Origin of the sequence: Salinicola aestuarinus (assembly GCF_003206645.1) — a bacterium.
GTDB classification, from domain to species: domain Bacteria; phylum Pseudomonadota; class Gammaproteobacteria; order Pseudomonadales; family Halomonadaceae; genus Salinicola; species Salinicola aestuarinus.
Genome location: NZ_PZJP01000022.1, coordinates 1 through 1,553 on the forward strand (window position 1 = coordinate 1; position 1,553 = coordinate 1,553).

Sequence of the window (1,553 nt, forward strand, 5' to 3'; positions counted from 1 at the left end):
GCCTTCTACGATGGCTTGATCAAATTCTCCGATACCCTGCATGATCGAAGGCTAGGTCGCTCGTCCCGTAGCGTAAGCCTGCAATACGCGCTAGGCGGAACCATCATCGTCGGTGCCTCGGTGGGGTTGCTCGGTCTTTCGCTTTCTGCGGCCGGTATCGCCGTCGCGACGACGGGGGTGGGCTTGGCGCTGTGCGCCATCGGTCTAATCATCAGCGCCATCGCGATCACGCTGGGTTTTATCGCAACGATGCTGGTATCCACCGCGACTACGGTCGAGCTCAATCGCTGTTATATAGGGCACCAATACGACACCCAGTTGGCGCCTTTTACCAGCATCGAGCAGGAACAGGCGTCGCTGGATCTGCTATTGCAGGTGATCTCCCTTGAATTGACATGGCAAGATTACAGCGGCACTTATGTCACAGGAAAAACAGGACCATTCGGTGAAGTCCGGCACAGTCAAAAAGTTATGATCAAGGCTCGAGTTCTCAACTTGTCGAAAATGGAGCTCGGATTAAGGTTTAGTAGTGAATCAGGCCTGGAAACGAGCGCCTTGTTTGAGGATAAATTTGTCAAGGGCGGCGAAGATGGGATGTTAGAAATGTAGCTTAAAGCAGAAAATTCTTCTAGTGATTACGAGTTTTCTCATGAAAAAGATAATGTGACAATTTAAAGGAGTGTTTTGGTATCGGATTAATCCGCAATAGAAGGTGTGGGGCTTTGTTTGTCATGCCTCGATAAAAGAGTGCGCCCACTCTCTTATCAGGACGTATTTAGTATGAGGTTTTTATGAAAAGTGTGATCAAGAATCTTGCTATAGTCCTTTTTTTGTCTTGCTTGTCTTTTCCGAGCGTTGTATTTGCTGAGATTTACTACAACGATCCAACTCAGGACACGCTTTGGGATGACTTTACCTATAACTTGTCGCTAGCGGATATTCGCCAAGGGGCTGAGCGCGAAGACCCTAAGGCCGAGTATCTTTTGGGTGAGCTGTATTTGACATATACAGAAGTTGTCGATATATCTCAGGATTACGATAAGGCCCTACCCCTTCTCAAGTCTTCTTGGGGAAAAAATTGTGCTGATGCGGGATATGCCTTATTTAGAGTTTATTATAATGGTCTTGGGGTGAGAAAGGATTTAAATGCTGCCTTTACTTATCTTCAAGAATCCGCCGAGATGGGTTACACGTTATCCCAGCGAAGTTTGGCTGAAGCATATCGAGGAAAAGATTATGAAGGGTTGGTAGATCAGGACTACGGAAGAGTAATTTACTGGTATAAAAAAGCTGCCGCCCAAGGTGATAAGAATTCCGCTTTGGCTATGGCCAACTTGTATTATCAGGGTGAAGGTGTTGAGCAAAGTGACGAAAAAGCTTTCGAATGGTTGTTGCGTTGCAGTGAGCTTGAATATGGTTATGAAACACAGGGGTTCCGTTCTCTTGCTAAATTCTACGAAGAAGGCATCGGTACGGACGTCGATTTGATTCAAGCGTACAAGTACTATGATCTGCGCGGCTCGGCCGGCTCGGCCGGCGCGGAAGGCAAGCAG

General features: G+C 47.3%; 2 protein-coding genes. Both read left to right on the plus strand.

Annotation, left to right across the window (positions count from 1 at the left end; all coding sequences use genetic code 11):
* On the plus strand, nt 1-609 hold a 609-nt coding region (locus DOM41_RS17145), incomplete at its 5' end, for a hypothetical protein (protein WP_157956974.1).
* Between the two features lie 182 nt (nt 610-791).
* Nucleotides 792-1,553: tetratricopeptide repeat protein (locus DOM41_RS17150; RefSeq protein ID WP_110688071.1), on the plus strand; the 762-nt coding region annotated here is incomplete at its 3' end.